General features: G+C 69.5%; 15 protein-coding genes. 6 read left to right on the plus strand and 9 right to left on the minus strand.

What is annotated here, in order from left to right; translation table 11 throughout:
• The first annotated feature begins 134 nt into the window (after positions 1-134).
• The 4 genes from NJE57_RS07480 (at position 135) to NJE57_RS07495 (ending at position 3,862) form a co-directional block, all read left to right on the plus strand.
• Complete coding sequence (locus NJE57_RS07480; RefSeq protein WP_319027759.1) at positions 135-1,247, plus strand: iron-sulfur cluster-binding domain-containing protein; 1,113 nt, start codon at positions 135-137, stop codon at positions 1,245-1,247.
• Between the two features lie 65 nt (positions 1,248-1,312).
• Positions 1,313-2,497, plus strand: a complete 1,185-nt coding sequence (locus NJE57_RS07485) for an acyl-CoA desaturase (protein WP_319027760.1) — start codon at positions 1,313-1,315, stop codon at positions 2,495-2,497.
• A gap of 45 nt (positions 2,498-2,542) precedes the next feature.
• On the plus strand, positions 2,543-2,785 hold the full coding sequence (locus NJE57_RS07490; RefSeq protein WP_319027761.1) for a hypothetical protein: 243 nt from the start codon (positions 2,543-2,545) through the stop codon (positions 2,783-2,785).
• 81 nt (positions 2,786-2,866) lie between these two features.
• Complete coding sequence (locus NJE57_RS07495; protein ID WP_319027762.1) at positions 2,867-3,862, plus strand: ribonuclease HI family protein; 996 nt, start codon at positions 2,867-2,869, stop codon at positions 3,860-3,862.
• A gap of 361 nt (positions 3,863-4,223) precedes the next feature.
• Here NJE57_RS07495 and trpS read toward each other — a convergent pair whose 3' ends face one another.
• The 9 genes from trpS to NJE57_RS07540 form a co-directional block, all read right to left on the minus strand.
• Positions 4,224-5,294, minus strand: a complete 1,071-nt coding sequence (trpS, locus tag NJE57_RS07500; RefSeq protein ID WP_319027763.1) for a tryptophan--tRNA ligase — start codon at positions 5,292-5,294, stop codon at positions 4,224-4,226.
• Positions 5,295-5,364: 70 nt separating this feature from the next.
• Complete coding sequence (locus NJE57_RS07505) at positions 5,365-7,875, minus strand: ABC transporter permease (RefSeq protein WP_319027764.1); 2,511 nt, start codon at positions 7,873-7,875, stop codon at positions 5,365-5,367.
• On the minus strand, positions 7,872-8,687 hold the full coding sequence (locus NJE57_RS07510; protein ID WP_319027765.1) for an ABC transporter ATP-binding protein: 816 nt from the start codon (positions 8,685-8,687) through the stop codon (positions 7,872-7,874). The genes NJE57_RS07505 and NJE57_RS07510 overlap by 4 nt, the downstream gene beginning before the upstream one ends.
• Before the next feature lie 140 nt (positions 8,688-8,827).
• Entirely contained in the window at positions 8,828-9,532 is a 705-nt protein-coding gene (locus tag NJE57_RS07515) for a response regulator transcription factor (protein ID WP_319027766.1), read from the minus strand.
• Complete coding sequence (locus tag NJE57_RS07520; RefSeq protein ID WP_319027767.1) at positions 9,529-10,929, minus strand: sensor histidine kinase; 1,401 nt, start codon at positions 10,927-10,929, stop codon at positions 9,529-9,531. The genes NJE57_RS07515 and NJE57_RS07520 overlap by 4 nt, the downstream gene beginning before the upstream one ends.
• A gap of 36 nt (positions 10,930-10,965) precedes the next feature.
• The gene (locus NJE57_RS07525; protein ID WP_319027768.1) at positions 10,966-11,454 is read right to left on the minus strand and encodes a PPOX class F420-dependent oxidoreductase; all 489 of its coding nucleotides are present in this window, start codon (positions 11,452-11,454) and stop codon (positions 10,966-10,968) included.
• A gap of 78 nt (positions 11,455-11,532) precedes the next feature.
• Positions 11,533-12,378 (minus strand): exodeoxyribonuclease III, encoded by an 846-nt coding sequence (locus NJE57_RS07530; protein WP_319027769.1) that lies wholly within the window; start codon positions 12,376-12,378, stop codon positions 11,533-11,535.
• 72 nt (positions 12,379-12,450) lie between these two features.
• Positions 12,451-13,053 carry a response regulator transcription factor gene (locus tag NJE57_RS07535; RefSeq protein ID WP_319027770.1) on the minus strand — a complete coding sequence of 201 codons (603 nt, stop codon included), beginning with the start codon at positions 13,051-13,053 and terminating at the stop codon, positions 12,451-12,453.
• Positions 13,050-14,279 (minus strand): sensor histidine kinase, encoded by a 1,230-nt coding sequence (locus NJE57_RS07540; protein ID WP_319027771.1) that lies wholly within the window; start codon positions 14,277-14,279, stop codon positions 13,050-13,052. The genes NJE57_RS07535 and NJE57_RS07540 overlap by 4 nt, the downstream gene beginning before the upstream one ends.
• 164 nt (positions 14,280-14,443) lie before the next feature.
• On the opposite strand from NJE57_RS07540, the gene NJE57_RS07545 reads away from it, so the two are divergent.
• Positions 14,444-14,950: a hypothetical protein gene (locus NJE57_RS07545; RefSeq protein WP_319027772.1), complete on the plus strand. Its 507-nt coding sequence runs from the start codon at positions 14,444-14,446 to the stop codon at positions 14,948-14,950.
• 106 nt (positions 14,951-15,056) lie between these two features.
• Positions 15,057-16,580 carry an FAD-dependent oxidoreductase gene (locus NJE57_RS07550; RefSeq protein ID WP_319027773.1) on the plus strand — a complete coding sequence of 508 codons (1,524 nt, stop codon included), beginning with the start codon at positions 15,057-15,059 and terminating at the stop codon, positions 16,578-16,580.
• Positions 16,581-16,583: the final 3 nt, after the last annotated feature.

A 16,583-nucleotide genomic window follows, 5' to 3' on the forward strand; every position in this document is an offset into this window, starting at 1 on the left:
CGTCCGGTGGTCGAACCGGGCGGATACGCCCCCGTAGTGCGACCTCACCCCTATCGGACGACGAGCGCACAGTACGGAAGAAGGCCGCGTCCGACGGCGCCGACCACACCGACCCACACCTTCCGGAGGTCCTCATGACCGCCCCGACCATCAGCCGACTCTTCTCCCGCGGGATCACCCGCACCCTGCTCACCCCGCATCCGGTGGAGCACTACGTCCGCTCACTGGGCGTGACCTGGTCCGACGACCCCACGGGCGCCACCGTCGTGACCGTCGACCGGCCCGTGGCCGACGTCACCGTCCTCACCCTCCGCCTCCCGGCGGGTGTCTCACGGCCCGCACCCGGTGCGGCTCTCGAGATCGGCGTGGTGATCGACGGTGTCGTCCACCGCCGTCACTACTCCCCCATCGACTCGGCGTCCCGCTCGGACGGCCTGGCGACGATCGCCGTCCGCCGGCATCCGGGGGGCGTCGTCTCCGAGCACCTGTGGTCCGAGGCGGCCGCCGGGATGCGGCTACTCCTCGGGAGCCCGGTCGGGGAGGCCGCGCTGCCCCGGGACCGTCCCGCCGACGTGCTCCTGGTCAGTGGAGGCAGCGGGATCACCCCCATGCTCTCCATCGCGTCCACCCTCGCCGGGGAGGGGCACTGTGGTGACGGGGCCGCGGGCCGGGTCGCCTGGCTCCACTACGCCCGCCGGGTCGAGGATGTGCCGTTCCGCGACCGGATCCGCGAGCTCTCGCGTGCCGGGGTCGACGTCCGGGTGGTCCCCACCGCCGGTGTTGACCCGTCCGAGCAGACCCCGGGGAGCCCGGCCGGTCATCTCACCGCCGACCACCTCGCCGAGGTGGCGCCGTGGCACGCCGACGCGACGGTGTTCCTCTGCGGTCCCGAGGGACTGGCCGACGGACTGTCGGCCGCGCTCGGTGCCGAACGCTACGCCGGTGTCCTGCGCGAGCGGTTCACCGCCTCCAACGGCCCCGTCCCAGAGGGTGACGGCGGCACCGTCACCCACGTCACGAGCGGCGTGTCCGCCCACAACGCCGGGACCACGCTGCTGGAGGGTGCCGAGGCCGCCGGACTGTCGCCGAAGCACGGGTGCCGCATGGGCATCTGCCACACCTGCACCGCCGTCCGCGTCTCCGGTGCCACCCGTGACCTCAGGACGGGCGAGGTCGACACGGAACCCGGCTGCCGCGTCCAGATCTGCGTCTCCGCACCCGTGGGTGACGTCGAGATCGAGCTCTAGGACCCGGCGGACCCGCCACCATCACACTCCGCACGCCACCCGGAACCCCCGGAAGGACCCACATCATGACTCTGTTGCAACTGCCCACCATCCGCACCAGGAAGCCGAAGGCCGAGAAGAAGGTCGCCACCGCCCCCGAGCCGGTGGTCCTGTCCGCCGAGTCGGTGGAGATCATCGGCCGCGAGCTCGACGCGATCCGCGACCGCGTGGTGGCCGACCTCGGCACCGCCGACCGCGACTACATCCTCCGTGTGGTCCGCACCCAGCGCCGGCTCGAGCTGACCGGCCGCGCCCTGATGTTCCTCGGTTTCCTGCCTCCCGCCTGGCTCGCCGGCGTGGCCGCACTGAGCGCGTCCAAGATCCTCGACAACATGGAGATCGGCCACAACGTCATGCACGGCCAGTACGACTGGATGCGCGACGACATGCTCCACTCCTCCAGCTTCGAGTGGGACAACGTGTGCCCCTCGGACCAGTGGCGGCACTCGCACAACTACATGCACCACACGCACACCAACATCCTCGACCTGGACCGCGACATCGGGTACGGCATCCTGCGCATGGAGTACGAGCAGCCGTGGCACCCGCTGCGTCTGGGTAACCCGCTGTACGCGTTCGGGCTCATGATGGCGTTCGAGTGGGGCGTCATGCTCCACGATCTCGAGTACGACAACGTGCTCAAGGGCAAGCGCAAGTGGTCGGACGTCAAGGGGCTCCTCGCCGGCTGGTGGGGCAAGATGCGCGGCCAGGTCGCCAAGGACTACATCGTCCATCCGGCGCTCACCGGCCCGCTGTTCCCGCTCACCTTCGCCGGCAACCTCACCGCCAACCTCGTTCGCAACGTCTGGGCATTCTCGGTGATCTTCTGCGGCCACTTCCCGTCCGGCGCCCAGGTGTTCACCCAGGAGGAGACGGCTGAGGAGACCCGCGGCGAGTGGTACGTGCGCCAGATGCTCGGCTCCGCCAACATCTCGGGCAGCCCGCTCATGCACCTGGCCACGGGCAACCTCTCCCACCAGATCGAGCACCACCTGTTCCCCGATCTGCCGGCGCACCGCTACCCGGAGATCGCGGAGGAGGTGCGGGCGCTGTGCGAGGAGCACGGACTGCCGTACACCTCCGGACCGCTGTGGAAGCAGGTCGCCAACGTGTGGGCCAAGATGTTCCGGCTGGCCCTGCCGCTCCCGCCCACCCCGGCGGACACCCCGGCCGTGCTCATCGAGCGCAGGAAGACGACATCGGCTGCCTGAGCCGGGGTACCTTCGTGGACACCACAGACGAAGGGGGCGCATCCGATGGGCGACTTCGAGCGCAACAAGGACCAGGTCCAGGCGGGTGTCCAGGCGGGGGCCTCGCTGGTCGGCCGGATCACCGTGATCATCACCGACGCGATCGGCTCCATCGCCAAGGAGGTCGGTGACTTCGTCACCGACGGCATAGAGATGCGGGAGGCCGCCCGGGCCGCCCGGCTCGACGAGAGCACGCGCTCCCCCGAGATCGACATGGACGGCATCGAACCCGACGAGCTGTACGGATAGCCGCCACCGTGGCCGGTGGGAACGCCAACCGGCCACGGTCGGTGAGCGTGCCCGCTGGCCACGGTGGCAGGATTGCCTGTCGTGACGATCATCGCCGCCGCGGACGGCTCCGCTCTCGGTAACCCCGGCCCCGCCGGCTGGGCCTGGTACATCGACGACTCCCGGTGGCGCTGCGGCGGCTGGAAGCGCGGCACCAACAACCAGGGTGAGCTCACCGCCGTGCTCGACCTGTTGCGTCAGACCGCGCACTCCCCCGAGCCGGTGCACATCCTGTGCGACTCGCAGTACGTCATCAACTCGGTGACCAAGTGGATGGCCGGGTGGAAGCGCAAGGGCTGGAAGAAGGCCGACGGCAAGCCCGTGCTCAACGTCGAGGTGATGAAGGCGCTCGACGAGGCGATGCGCGGCCGCGAGGTCACCTTCGAATGGGTCAAGGGCCACGCCGGTCACGAGCTCAACGAGAAGGCCGACGCCCTGGCGAACGGGGCCGCCAGGGCCCACTCCTCCCGGCAGGAGCCCGAGTCCGGTCCCGGTTTCCCCGGTGCCCGGGCCGTGGGAGCCGGAGACGACCCGGCCTCCCCGCCCACCGCCGACGGCCCCGCGCGCCACTCCGCCGCCGCGACCTCCGGGACCGGGCCACGGGCGGCGACGACATCCCGCGCCCCCGAATCCCGCGCCCCCGAGTTCGATCTGTTCTCGATGGAGGACGAGACGCCCTCCGCCGCCGACAGGCCCGCGGTGGACCTGGTCGTGGACCTGGAACGGTCACTGCTCACCGACGCGGTCCGCGGGGACCGCGCACATCTCGAGGCACTCCTGGACCCTTCGTGGAGCCACGTGTGCGCCCGCGGAGAGGTGTGGTCGCGCGGGGACAGGCTCGCGGCCGCCGAGTCGCCCGACACCGCGACCGGCGAACGCACGATGGAGGTCCTCGAGGCGCGCGAACTGGGCTCCGACGCGATCCTGCTCGTCTGGCGCGAGCGCACGGGGGGCGGCTCGCTACTGCGCAGCTCGGTGTGGGTACGGTCCCGGGGATCCTGGCGCCAGACCTTCCAGCAGGGCACTCCTGAGGCGTGAGTTCCTGAACCGCGGACACCCCACCCGAGCTACCGTCCGCACAACGGAACGGCGCCCCTCACCACGTCTGGAGAGGGGCGCCGTTACTCGACCGTGGCGCGGGGCCTACAGGCCGCCCAGCAGCAGGTGAAGCAGATCCCCGACGATTCCGATAAGACCGGCGACTAGACCCATGGTGCGACTCCTTAGAGGTGATGTGACGCCCGGCGGGTTCCTCTCCCCGTCGAGCTGAGAACGACTCTAGGGACGTAGTGTGATCGAGGTGTTTCCTCCCTCGGTCAGTGCCGTGAACACAGGTTTCGGGGATGTAAGGATACATCTGTATAGATTTTTCTTCACAGTATCTCCGGACACCCGTGTCTCACCCGCGACGCGGTGCGGTGAACCCCACCGCCTGGTACACCTGTGACAGCACCGGCCCGGCGACCGCCCTGGCCCGGTCCGCGCCGTCCGCGAGGATCCGCTCGAGTTCGGCCCGGTCGGACATGTACTCGTCGAACCGAGCACGTAGCGGGGTCACGAACGCCTCCAGGGCGTCGGCGGTGTCCGTCTTCAACGCCCCGTAACCGGCCCCGGCGGACTGGTACCCGGCCACGATGTCGGCCACCGGCCGCCCCGTGAACGATGACTGGATGGTCAGGAGGTTGGACACACCCGGCTTCATCTCGCGGTCGAATCGGATGTCGCCGTCGGAGTCCGTCATCGCGCTGCGGATGCGCTTGGCGGAGGTCTTGGGATCGTCCAGCAGGTTAACGACGCCCTTGGGGTTCGCTCCCGATTTGCTCATCTTGGCCGTGGGGTCCTGCAGGTCGTAGATCTTGGCCGACCCCTCGAGGATCTTGCCCTCGGGCACCACGAAGGTCTTCTTGAACCGGGAGTTGAACCGCATCGCGAGGTCGCGGGTCAGTTCCAGGTGCTGGCGCTGGTCCTCGCCCACCGGGACCAGGTGCGGTCGGTAGAGCAGGATGTCGGCGGCCATGAGCACCGGGTAGGTGAACAGGCCCACCGTGGTGCCGTCGGTACCCTGCTTGGCGGACTTGTCCTTGAACTGCGTCATCCGGGCGGCCTCGCCGTAGCCGGTGATGCAGCCCAGCACCCACGCCAGCTCGGCGTGCTCGGGCACGTGCGACTGTACGAACAACACCGACCGGGCAGGGTCCACGCCCAGCGCCAGAAGCTGTGCGCAGCCGCGGAACACGCGCTCGCGCAGCTCCTTGGGGTCCTGCTTGACGGTGATCGCGTGCAGGTCCGGGATGAAGTAGTAGGCGTCGTAGTCCTCCTGCAGGTCCACCCACTGCCGCACGGCGCCCAGGTAGTTGCCGAGGTGGTACGAGTCGGCGGTCGGCTGGATGCCGGACAGGACCCGCTGGCGCTTCGCAGGCGTCTCGATCAGGGCGGGAGCGGGCGCTTCGGTGGAGGGCTGCTCAGACATGGCGTCCATCTTCCCACGCCCGGGAGCCTCCGCCTCGCCTGGCCGACGGCGGAGCCACCCGGGCCATCGATCAGCCGGCGGACAGACCCACGGTCGGCGAGAGTCTCGCGGCCCGCCTGGCCGGGAGGATCGAGGCCAGGAGCCCGGCGAGCAGTGCCGCGACGACCACCAGCACCAACTGGAACCACGGCAGACCGAAGGACAGCGGCACGTCCATCTCGCCCAGTAGGGCACCGATACCGACCGCACCGAAGCAGGTCCCGGCGACGATGCCGATGCCGGCGGCCACGACCGTCATCTGCACGGCCTCACAGGCCAGCATCACCCGCATCTGCCCCCTGGTCAGACCCAGCGCACGCAGTAGCGACGACTCCCTCGTGCGTTCGATGACGGACAGCGAGAGCGTATTGGCCACACCGATCACCGAGATCACGATGGCCACCGCCAGCAGGGCGAGCACGATGCCGAGCATCGTCGTGATGATCTCGTCGACCATCGCCCGTTCCATCGCCGGGCCGACTTCCGCCTGCAGGCCCGTATTACCGGAAATCGTCGATGCCAGCGTCTGCAGCTGCGCAGAGGACAGGTCTTCCACCTGCGCCCAGATCTGCATGGCAGCGGCGTCGGGATCCAGTTCCAGAAGGATGTCCCGCGGGATCAGGATCGCCCCGGGCCAGGGGGCGCCAGTCGTCGCCGTCTCCACGTCAACCTGTCGGCCCCCGACCGAGAGGGTGAAGGCCGAACCGGGACCGCCTGTCACGTCGACCAGCGCATCCCCCACCGCTACCGTGCCCGGGGCGGGCACCGTATCGTCGCCACGTGACGCACGGGCGACGGTCTCGTCCACGCCGAGGACCAGGACCTCGTCGTCGCCCACACGGGCCATGGTGCCCGGTACGACTTCTGCCTGTGCGACGCCCTCCGCGCTGGTGACCGCGGTGAGACCAGCCGGATCGATCGGACTCGACTCCTGGTTCATGACGAACATGTCGACGGGGCGCTGGGCATCGATCTCCTTCGAGATCGACCCCTGTGCCAGGGCGGCCCCGACCATCATCGTGGTGACGACGGTGACGCCGATGACCATGCCGATCGTGGTGGTCGCGGTCCGCCCCGGATGCTTGCGCGAGTTCAGTGCGGCCAGTCGGAACGGCACCCAATCGCCCGGGACGAGCCCCGCCAGTCCCGCGATCATCGGAGCAGCCGCCAACCGGAGCAGGACGATCAGACCGATCGCGGTGACGGCCGCGGCCGGGATGGCGATGAGCATCCGGGACACCAGGAGCGCGACGACCATTCCCGCGAGACCCCCGACGAAGAACAGCGTCCCGACGATCAACGTCCACACGCGTGCGCGCGGGTCGGGAGCGACCGCCTCGAGCGGGCGCATCGCCATGAGCGGTGGCGTGCGCATCGCCTTGCGGGCCGGCAGTGACACGGAGACCAGGGTGACGGCCAGCCCGAGACCCAGGCCGACGGCGACCATCCACCAACGCAACACCGGCGGCTCGAGCGCGGCCAGGGCCGGAACCCTTCCGCTGACGGCGGCGAGCACATGGCCGAGACCGTATCCGCCGGCAGTGCCGAGGAGGGAGGCCACCCCGCCGACCAACGCACCCTCCAGGAGCACCAGCCGTCGGATCTGGCCGGAGGTCGCGCCGAGGCACCGCAGCAGAGCCAGCTGCCTGGTGCGCTGGGCGATGAGCACGTCGAAGGTGTTCATGATGACCAATGCGGCGACCACCAGCGAGATGACCGTGAAGGCCAGCACGATGACGGCCAGCATCGCGGCGTCACCGAAGTACCTTTCCGTCTCCTGGTCGATGATCTCCTGCTGGGTGAGGACGGGTGCGTCCACACCGGCCGAACGCAGCGTGGCACCCACGGCGTTCTTGAGCGCCTCGCCATCATCGCCGGAGGACGCGGATAGACCGCCGTCGGAAGGCCCGGCGATCCCCGCGTCCGGGGACGCGATCCTGATCTCCGTCGTGGAGACCTCTCCCAGCCCAGCCAGGTCCTCGGCACGCACGAGCACGCTGGGAAGGGGGTTGACCCCCACACCTGTGTAGAGGCCGGTGATCTGCAGCCACGGTCCCGGCACCTCCTGGCCCGAGTCGTCGTACACCCGGGCGGCAACCGTGTCCCCGACGGCCAGCCCCAGGTCCTGCGCCGTCGCCTCGTCGATGGCGCTCTCATGCCGGTTCTCCGGCCATCGGCCGTCGGCAAGCTCTTCTGCGCGCAGATCAGCAGCCGGCAGGCTCCGAGCCACGGCGCTGTAGTTCCGATCGTCGATCTCCAACTGGACGAACGACGTGGAGTGGACGTCGGCCATGCCGGTCTCCCCGGACTCCTGCACGGCGGTGAGCGCCCGCTCGACCTCGTCGTCGTCGAGACTCCGTACGTCCACCACGGCGCCGACACCGCCGTACACGCCGGCGAGCTGGGTGCGCATGCTCGATTGGAAGGAGTCCATCGCCGTCAGGGTCGCGACGACGAATCCCACGGAGATCGCGATCGCGAGGCCCGCCGCGAGCAGTCGGCCACCACCGGAGCGGAACGTGGACACCAGAAAAGTTCTCATCGTGCGAACGCCCCCTGCTCGCGAAACGGCAAGGGCTCATCACGGGGGTCCTGGTTGAGGTGCAGCAGGGTGTCGGCGACGGCCTCGGGGCCGGGATCGGTCAGATCGGCAGCCGGGCGCCCATCGGCCAGAATGATGACCCTGTCGGCGTAGACGGAGAGCCCCGGGTCGTGCGTGACCATGACGACGGTCTGCCCGTATTCGCGTACCGCCGCGGCGAGCAGTCGCATGACCTCCGCCCCCGAGACCGAATCGAGATTGCCCGTGGGCTCGTCGGCAAAGACCACCGCGGGACGGTTGACGAGGGCGCGAGCCACCGCCACGCGCTGCTGCTGCCCACCGGACAGTTCGTGGGGCTTGCGGTCCAGCAACGCCGCGATACCCAGCCGCTCGGTGACCGTCCGGCCCCAGTCGGCATCCACCTTCTCACCGGCCAACTGTGCCGGCAGGCCGATGTTCTGTTCCACGCTGAGAGTGGGGATCAGGTTGAAGGACTGGAAGACGAATCCGGTGCGGGTGCGCCTCAGCTCGGTCAGCGCCTTGTCGCTCATCTCCGTGATCTCGCGACGTCCGATGAACACCCTGCCCTCGTCAGGCGAGTCGAGGCCGGCCAGCACGTGCATGAGCGTGGACTTGCCGGACCCCGAAGGACCCATGATCATGGTGAATCGCCCGGCTTCGACGGAGATGCTGACCCGGTCGAGGGCGAGGACCTGGTTCTCGCCGCTGCCGTGTCTGCGGGTGACGTCCGTCGTCCGGACGGCGGCCTCTCCGGTAACGGCCTCGTCGGTGCCGTCTGGGTTCTCGGTCATCGTGTACTCCTGGTGATCGGGAAGGTTCCAGATCACCTTATGAAGGTCTGAACTGCGCAGACATCATCCCTGAGGTCGTGATCCGACCTCGCGATGTCCTCCTTCCGGATGACCCTGGTCCCCGCCGGGGAGGAGGTGATTCAGTCGTCTCGGGCAGCGGCCGGTCCGACGACTCCGTGCTCATACGCCCAGATGACCGCCTGGACGCGGTCTCGGGTACCGAGCTTGGCGAGTATCCGCCGGACATGGGTTTTGACGGTGGCCTCGGAGAGGAACATCCGCCCGGCGACCTCCTGATTCGACCGCCCAGCGGCAATTTCCAGGAGGATTTCCGTCTCCCTGTCGGTCAGGCCCGCGCGGCGGGCCCGGTCACGTGGATGCTCGGGGGACTCGGAGGCGTCGAGCATCGGCCCGACGTGCTCGAGGAGACGTCGCGTGGTGGTGGGCGCGATCACGGACCCGCCTTCGTGCACCTGCCGGATCGAGGCCAGCAGTGCCTCGGGCGGGACGTCTTTGAGCAGGAACCCGGCGGCTCCGGCCTTGAGTGCCACAAACGCGTACTCGTCGGTGTCGAACGTGGTCAGAACGACGATGCGGGTCGCCGGGACTTCTCCACCGTCTGCCATCGCCAGGATCTCCTGCGTGGCGGCGATCCCGTCCTTGATCGGCATGCGCACGTCCATGAGGATCACATCGACCGGTCGCTCACGGACCAGCTCGACCGCCCGGGCCCCGTTTCCGGCTTCCGCGACGACCTCCATATCCGGCTGCGAGCCGATGAGCATGGCGAACCCGGCCCGCAACAGGTGCTGGTCGTCCACCAGCATGACCCGGATGGGGTTCATCGGCGAGCATCCCAGGTCAGGGAGTCAGTCGATGTGGGGACGGCGCTGCGCCCGGTGCGCGGGATACGGGTGGGGTCGGCGGCCGGCAGTTCTCGGGAGGCTGGGAAGCGGGCACGGACGGCGAACCCGGCTCCCTCTACACCTGCTTCGACGGTTCCGGAAAACAGTGCCACCCGCTCCTTCATGCCCTCGATCCCCGAGCCGGGGCGGGCCTGGCTACGCTGCTCACCGCCGCCGATCGACGCGGAGGGGGCGACTCGCGAGCCGGACGGGTCGTGGTCGACGATCTCCACCAGGAGGTCTGGGCCTGCCGTCGTGATGAGCACCCGGGCGCGGGCATCGGGGCCGGCGTGTTTGAGAGTGTTGGTCAGCGCTTCCTGGACCACCCGGTAGACGGCGAGGGACTGCCCCTCGGGCAGCTCGTCCAGCCATTCTGGCTGCCGGTGCTCGACCGGTAGGCCCGCGGCCCGCACCGAGCCGACGAGTTCGGCGATGTCGGTGGCTTTTGGTTGTGGGCGGTGCTCCACAGGATCCTCCGAGCTGCGCAACACGCCGAGCATCCGTCGCAGGTCCACCAGCGATTCCCGGCCGGTACTCGCGATGGTGCCCAATGCACGTTCGGCGGCGTGCGGATCCGAACTGGCGATGTAGCGACCGCCGTCGGCCTGCGCAATCATCACTGACAGCGAGTGGGAGACCACGTCATGCATGTCACGGGCGATCCGCAATCTCTCGTCGGTGGCAGCGGCCGCCGCTTCGCGCGCCCGTTCCCTGATGAGCAGGCGGTTGCGCTCCTCGATCTCGGCGACGCGTCTACGGCTGCGGGCACCGACCTCGCCCAGCATCCACGCGACCATCACCGTCGAAGCGCAGAAGCCCGCGACGACGGTCGCGAGGACGGCCTCTTGGAAGCCGAGCGCAGGGGCCTCGGCGCGGCCCGCTGCCGGGAGTCCGATCCCGAACACATTGGCCGAGTAGGGCACGAGTACCAGCAGTGACCCCGCCAATCCGATGCCGAGGAACGTCCTGGAGACCTTAGGGCTTCCGAACCTCGCCACCGTGTAGACGGTGATCGGAACCGCCAGAATCTGTATGGACGGCGGGATGAGCAGAACCACCATGAGCAGCGCCGCCGCCGCCACAGTGACCGCTGCCGGGACCAGCAGCGTGCGGCGCAACGCCAGGACACCGGTCATGGCGAGCGAGAGCACCAGCTCCACCCAGCCCGGCAGGAAGAGGTTGTGCCCGTAGAAGGCGTCACGGCTGGCATAGCTCAGCAGGCTCAACGGCATCGCCACGAAGAGCGCGTCGGTGATCCACGGTTGCCGTTCCAGGAACACCAGGACACGCTCGACGCCGCCACTCGGCGGCGTAGCCGGAGCAGTGGCGTCACCCATGCCCGCCACTGTAGTTCGGCCGGACCGCCCTCCGAATCAGCCTGGAGGATGATCTCCGGCCGAAGACTGGTGACGCGGCGGCGGGAACCCGCCGGTCGCGACAGGGCCCCACTCGTCGATCGTGATCCGGATGAGGCATTTACCCTGCCGGACCATCGCCTCGCGGTACTCGTCCCAGTCGCTGTGCTCGCCCGCGACGCTTCGGAAGTACTCCACCAGCGGTTCGACGGCCTCGGGCAGGTCGACGATCTCCGCGGTGCCGTCCAGGTGGACGTACGGGCCGTTGAAATCGTCCGAGAGGACGCACACGCTGACCGCCGGTTCACGGCGGATGTTGCCCACCTTCGCGCGCTGCGGATACGTCGCGACGACGATCCGCCCGGCCTCGTCGACCCCGCAGGTCACCGGCGAGGTCTGCAGACCACCCGAGGCTCGCCGGGCGATGAGGACGGCGCGGTGACGTGGACGCAGGAAGTCGACGAGTCCGTCGCGGTCGGGACGGTCGGCGGTGGCGTACGTCGTCATGGGGCCGAGGCTACTGACACGGCTCGCTCGCGGCATCCTCGACTGCGGAGCCGCCCGACACGCACGCCCTCGTCGTCGTCACTCGTATACGACGGTCACCGGCGCGTGGTCGGACCACCGCATGTCGTGGGCGCTCGCCCGGTCCACCCGGTCGGACACCGCGCGGTCGACCAGGCCGTCGGAGACCACGTGGTAGTCGATGCGCCAGCCCGCGTCGTTGTCGAATGCCTTCCCCCGCTGGCTCCACCACGAGTAGGGGCCGATCTCGTCGGGCCGGCGATGACGCACGATGTCGGTCCACCCGCTGCCCTCCGAGAACACGTCCGTCAGCCAGTCGCGCTCGTGGGGCAGGAATCCGGAGCTCTTGTGGTTGCCCTTGTGGTTCTTCAGATCGGCCTCGTGGTGCGCGATGTTCCAGTCACCACAGATGATCATCTCGTGGCCGTCGCGGGCGCGCACGGACTCCGCCCGCCCGGCCAGGTGCTCGCGGAAGCTCGCGAGGAAGCGGTCCTTCTCGTCCTGCTTGGGGGTGTCCGCGGTACCCGAGGGGAGATAGAGGCTCGCCACCGTGACGGTCTCGCCGTCGAGAGCACCCGGGTACACGGCCTCGATATACCGACCGGAGTCGACGAACTCCGGGTCCCCGTGGCCGATACACACGTCCGACGGCTCCTGCCTGGACAGGATCGCGACCCCGGCGCGGCCCTTGAGCGACGAGGGCGAACCGATCAGATGCCATCCCGCCTCGAGCGCCGGGGCGAGGGCCTTGCGGGTCTGGTCCTCGTCGGCACGGACCTCCTGGAGGGCGACCACATCCGCCCCGCTGCTCTCCAGCCAGGGCAGGAAACCGAGGTTGGACTCCGAACGCTGCTTGACGGCGGCTCGGATCCCGTTGACGTTGACTGTGCTGACGGTGAGGCTCACGGCCGCCATCGTAACCATGGCCCGCGACACGACGCCCGTCCCGCCTCGGCCCCGCGACCTTGCCTCCCGGAGTTAGATCCAGCCCTCCTCCCATGCCTTGTCCGATGCTTCGCGCCGGGTGCTCACACCCAGTTTCTGCATGGCCTGCGACAGATAGTTGCGCACCGTACCCGGCGCCAGATGGAGGCCGTCCGCGATCTCCTGGACGGTCGCGGCCGATCTCCCCACCCGCAGGACGTCGAGTTCCCGCTCCGTCAGGGGCGAGCGCTCCGCCGAGAGCGCCGAGGCCGCGATGTCCGGGTCCACGTGGCGCCGGCCGGAGTGCACCGTCCGTATCACCTCGGCCAGCGCACTGACCTGGGTGGATTTTGTGACGAATCCGGAGACCCCTGCGGTCATCGCGCGACGGAGCACGCCCGGCCGTGCGTGTCGGGTGACGATCACGACCCGCGCCGCGTAGATGCCGGCCACCCTCCCGGCGACCTCGACACCGTCCAGGCCCGGCATCTCCAGGTCGAGCAGACACACATCGGGGCGGAGTCGGTCCGCCTCGGCCACCGCGGTCACCCCGTCACCGACCGAGGCGACAACGTCGAGGTCGGGCTCCAGGTCGAGGAGGGCGGCGAGCGCGGAGCGGATCATGTCCTCGTCGTCCGCGAGCAGCAACCGGATCATTCCCGCCCCTCCGGTCCGGATCCCACGGGCACTTCCACCGTGAGGATGAACTCCCCGGTACCCGCGACGTCGCGGACCTTAGTATCCACCCGTCCGCCGAGTCTCTCCGCCCGTTCGGTGAGTCCCGCGAGGCCCGCACCGTCACGGGGTCCGGACCCACCGGCTCCGGGCGATACCGCGACCCTGTTGACCACCCTGAGCTGCCATACGCCGCCGCGTCGGCCCACCGCTCGCCGATGCTCCAGTCCGATACGGACCGGGCCCGCGGCGGCGTGGCGCAGGACGTTCGTCGTCGCCTCACGGAGAGCGCGGCCGAAGAGCGAGCGGGTGGTGTCGCCCCGCGGCAGGTCCTCGACCTCCGTCGTGCATTCGAACCCGGCCACGGTGAGGACGTCGCGAGCGTTGTCCAGCTCGTCCTCGATGCCGGTCGCCCGGTAGCCGCGGGCCAACTCGCGGGTTCGCCCCAACGCATCCGCCGCCTCGACCCGGACCTCGGAGATCTGGACCGCGGCGGCCTCGGGCTTCGCCCCGAGCAGCCTCTCCGCGAGCTCGGCCTTGAGGGCGATCACCTGGAGTGAGTGCCCCTGGATGTCGTGGAGGTCGGCGGCGAACCGCAGACGTTCGCGGGCCACGGCGAGGTCCGCCTGCGTCGCCCGCGCCGCGTCGAGTCGCGTGACGACGTCCCAGGCCCACACCGAGGCGAACACGATGTACGGGTACGCGATGGTGAAGAGCGACAGGGCGGGCGTCACGTGGTCGCCGGTCGCGACCACCCACGCCACCACCGCGGCGATCACCGCCAGAAGGAACAGCCCCCGCCTGACCGTCCGCTCGCTCGCACACGCGATCAACGACAACGCCGCCACCAGGGGAAGGACACCCAGCCCGGCGTCGACCACCACCGCCCAGAGCCCGATTCCGGCGGCCAACGCCACGACGGCCACCGCGGGTGACGCGATCCCTCCGCCGAGCCCTGCACGAAGCCAGGGGATCATCGCCAGTTGAGCAAGTAGCGACACCGTCCCGAGGACCGCGGCCACGAGGAGTCGGGAGAGCGTCGGATCGTCGGTGCCCGCCATCTGCGATCCGGCCACGATGTACACCGCGACGGGCATGTGCGAGGCGAACGCGGCGACGACCAACGAGACGACCGCGTTCCACCAGCTCGCGCGCACGCCTCCGACAGCAGGGGCGGTCGGCTCTGGCTCCTCAGCGATCGGGGGCATGGGTTCAGAGTAGGACAATGACAGTTGTCACGACCCGCCCGTGACTGCTGTACGCCGAGGTCATGACTGTTCGGTCCTGCCCGGCCCGCGCGCCGGGGAGAACCATGAGAGGTGTCCGGACGGGGCCCTCCCACCGGCGAGACGACCGACAGGAACGAGCAGCAATGGACACCTTTTTCTCCACCCTCCAGGACTTCGTGCTTGGCCTGCCCGACCCGGTGCAGTTCATCGGCGTAGCCGCGGTGGGGGCCATCCCCTTCGTCGAGTCCTACGGCGCCTCGACGATCGGCATCGCGGCCGGCGTGCCGATCCCCCTCGCCGTCCTCGCGGCCGTCGTCGGCAACATCGCGTCCGTCCTCCTCGTGGTCTACGGGATCTCGAGCGTGCGGAACCTCGCGGCGGGACGCGGCGGTACGAGCGACGACACCGTGGATGCGGCTGGGAGCGGCCGACGCGGACGGGTCGCCGAAAACGTGCGCCGGGTCGGCGTACCCGGGGCCAGCCTGCTCGGGCCGCTGCTCCTGCCGTCGCAGGTGACCTCCGCCGCGATGGTGGGTATCGGCGCCAACCGCAACGTGGTGTTCGTGTGGACCTCGATCGCCGTCACGGTGTGGGGCCTTGCGATCGGCCTCGCTGCTGCGGGTCTGTTCACCGCCACGGGCGTCATCTGACCGGCCCCCGCCCGGTGGTGGCCCACCTCCTCCGGCCTACCCGTTGACACACCGGTCGCACATTCATACATTGAGACGATCATTGTATGAATGAAGGGATCTCGGGATGCACGGAGAAACAGCAGTGGTCCTCGGCGGGAGTGTGGCGGGCCTGTGCTCGGCCGGCGTCCTGGCCCCGCACTTCGACCGCGTGGTCGTCCTGGAGAGGGACGAGCTGCCGCCCGGCGCCGAGCACCGGCGCGGCGTCCCGCAGAGCAAGCACCCGCACTTCGTCCTCAACGCCGGGCGCCGCGCGATGGGCGCGATCTTCCCGGGGTTCGAGGAGGCCCTCATCGAGGCGGGCGGCCTGTTGCTCATGCCGTCCATGGAGGCCGCCTACGGCGAGAAGGACGGGTGGGGACCGCGCAAGTCCAGCACCATGACGATGATCTACTCCTCCCGAGTCCTGGTCGAGCGGGTCCTGCGGGACAAGGTCCGCGAGTTGAGAGGCGTCGAGATCCGCGAGGGCGCGGCCGTGTCCGGTCTGGCCACCACCGGAGGCGGGACCGCCGCCGGTCGTGTGACCGGGGTCGAGTACCGCGACGCCGGGGGTGAGACCAGGACCATCGAGGCCGACCTCGTGGTGGACGCCCTGGGGCGCGGCTCCTCGGTCCGCGACTGGCTCGCCGCCGCCGGGTGGGCCGCGGCCCCCGAGAAGACCCTCGACGCCAAGGTCACCTACACCTCCCGCTGGTACCAGCTCCCGGAGCACTCCGCCAGGCCACCGCACTGGTGGTGGAAGCACCTTGTCCTGACCCCCACCCAGGACCCCGGCCCGCATCCGCCGGAGCACGAGTACCTGTCCAACTTCTTCCCCATCGAAGGTGACCGCGCCATCTCGTGCATGGGTTCGTGGGGGCTGGAGATGCCGCGCAGGCCGGAGACGTTCGAGGCCGCGGCCGAGCGACTGCGGGCACCCACCTTCGCCGCCGCGATGCACGCCAGCACCCCGATCTCCGAGGTGCACCTGACCCGCGCCACCGGCAACAAGTGGCGGCGCTACGACGAGATCGCGCACCCTCCGCTGGGCCTGGTCTCGATCGGTGACGCGGCCTGTGCCTTCAACCCGTTCTACGCACAGGGGATGAGCTCGGCCGCCCGCTCGGCGGTCGTGCTCTCCGAGGTCCTGGCCGAGCACCGCTCACTGGACACCTCGTTCACCCGCGCCTTCCTGGACCGGCAGCGGGTCTCGCTCGAGGTGCCGTGGATGCTCGCCATGGCCAGGGACCAGGGCTACGACTTCGCCGAGGGCACCGAGGTGGCCCCGGCCTGGCGCCGGAAGATCATGGCGAAGGTGTCGTGGCCGGTGTTCAACGCCATCACCGCCGCCGCCCGCGAGGACGATCACGTGGAGCAGTCGTTCACGGCCGTGTTCAACCTCGACAAGTCGCTGCGCGACATGATGACCGACCCGCGGTTCGTGTACGGCCTCCTGCGGCACAAGGTGCGGGAGGTACTCGGTCGCACCCGGGTCCCCGCCGGGTTCGACATCCGTCTGGACCCTCCGGGGACCGACTACTCCGATCCCGCGAACCCCGTGGAGCCGACGACCTCTGTCCCACGCACCGCGACCGGACGAACGAAGGGCTGAACC

Origin of the sequence: Dietzia sp. PP-33, from assembly GCF_033790845.1 — a bacterium.
Taxonomy (GTDB): Bacteria; Actinomycetota; Actinomycetes; order Mycobacteriales; family Mycobacteriaceae; genus Dietzia.

Excerpts from the sequence above, each read along its gene's own strand:
- NJE57_RS07525 (WP_319027768.1), bottom strand. The coding sequence starts at position 11,454 with ATGACGACGTACGCCACCGCCGACCGTCCCGACCGCGACGGACTCGTC.
- NJE57_RS07485 (WP_319027760.1), top strand. The coding sequence starts at position 1,313 with ATGACTCTGTTGCAACTGCCCACCATCCGCACCAGGAAGCCGAAGGCC.
- NJE57_RS07540 (WP_319027771.1), bottom strand. The coding sequence starts at position 14,279 with ATGCCCCCGATCGCTGAGGAGCCAGAGCCGACCGCCCCTGCTGTCGGA.
- NJE57_RS07520 (WP_319027767.1), bottom strand. The coding sequence starts at position 10,929 with ATGGGTGACGCCACTGCTCCGGCTACGCCGCCGAGTGGCGGCGTCGAG.
- NJE57_RS07510 (WP_319027765.1), bottom strand. The coding sequence starts at position 8,687 with ATGACCGAGAACCCAGACGGCACCGACGAGGCCGTTACCGGAGAGGCC.
- NJE57_RS07490 (WP_319027761.1), top strand. The coding sequence starts at position 2,543 with ATGGGCGACTTCGAGCGCAACAAGGACCAGGTCCAGGCGGGTGTCCAG.
- NJE57_RS07480 (WP_319027759.1), top strand. The coding sequence starts at position 135 with ATGACCGCCCCGACCATCAGCCGACTCTTCTCCCGCGGGATCACCCGC.
- NJE57_RS07515 (WP_319027766.1), bottom strand. The coding sequence starts at position 9,532 with ATGAACCCCATCCGGGTCATGCTGGTGGACGACCAGCACCTGTTGCGG.
- trpS (WP_319027763.1), bottom strand. The coding sequence starts at position 5,294 with ATGTCTGAGCAGCCCTCCACCGAAGCGCCCGCTCCCGCCCTGATCGAG.
- NJE57_RS07545 (WP_319027772.1), top strand. The coding sequence starts at position 14,444 with ATGGACACCTTTTTCTCCACCCTCCAGGACTTCGTGCTTGGCCTGCCC.
- NJE57_RS07505 (WP_319027764.1), bottom strand. The coding sequence starts at position 7,875 with ATGAGAACTTTTCTGGTGTCCACGTTCCGCTCCGGTGGTGGCCGACTG.
- NJE57_RS07535 (WP_319027770.1), bottom strand. The coding sequence starts at position 13,053 with ATGATCCGGTTGCTGCTCGCGGACGACGAGGACATGATCCGCTCCGCG.
- NJE57_RS07550 (WP_319027773.1), top strand. The coding sequence starts at position 15,057 with ATGCACGGAGAAACAGCAGTGGTCCTCGGCGGGAGTGTGGCGGGCCTG.